Origin of the sequence: Streptomyces lydicus (assembly GCF_000717345.1) — a bacterium.
GTDB lineage: Bacteria > Actinomycetota > Actinomycetes > Streptomycetales > Streptomycetaceae > Streptomyces > Streptomyces lydicus.
In genome coordinates this window covers 1-608 of sequence record NZ_JNZA01000103.1, presented here as the reverse complement: position 1 = coordinate 608, position 608 = coordinate 1, and the positions used below count along the sequence as shown (strand labels likewise).

Sequence of the window (608 nt, the reverse complement as noted above, 5' to 3'; positions counted from 1 at the left end):
CAATCACCACCCGTCGCACCTCAACGCCGCGCTCCTCCAACGCAGCCACGACGCCCATCACCGCGGCGTCACTCTCAAACCCAGCCGGCACCACCACCAGCCACCGACCCGCCACCACCGGCACCGAACCCTCAACCGCCACCGGCTTCCACATCACCCGATAACGCCAGGAGTCCGCAGGTGACCTGGATGTCCGGCCCTGGCTCTCGCCCTGGCCCAGGCCCTCGCCGCGGCCGGCGTCCCGGTCACGCTCGCGCTCGCGTCGGCCGGAAGCGCCATCGAGCCAGTAGTGCTGCCGCTGGAAGGCGTAGGTGGGCAGCTCTACGCGCCGGCCGCCGCGCTCGGCGAAGAATGCGTCCCAATCAACCGCGACACCGCCGACGTGCAATTCCGCCAGTGCCTGGAGAATTGCGTGATCCTCCGGCAGGTTCTTCTGGAGCATGGGCACGAGGAGGGCGTCGGGGCGGGTGACACAGTCCTGTGTCATGGCGGTCAGTACGCCGCCCGGTCCCATCTCCACAAACGTCGAGACACCCGCGTTCTCCAACCAGGAAATCTGATCCGCAAACCGCACCGCATCCCGCACATGCCGCACCCAAAACTCCGGA

General features: G+C 67.9%; 1 pseudogene. It reads right to left on the bottom strand.

Features of this window, described 5'->3' with window-relative positions:
* Positions 1 to 277: 277 nt before the first annotated feature.
* Positions 278 to 608, bottom strand: a pseudogene (locus OO62_RS41890) (hypothetical protein); the annotation flags it as partial.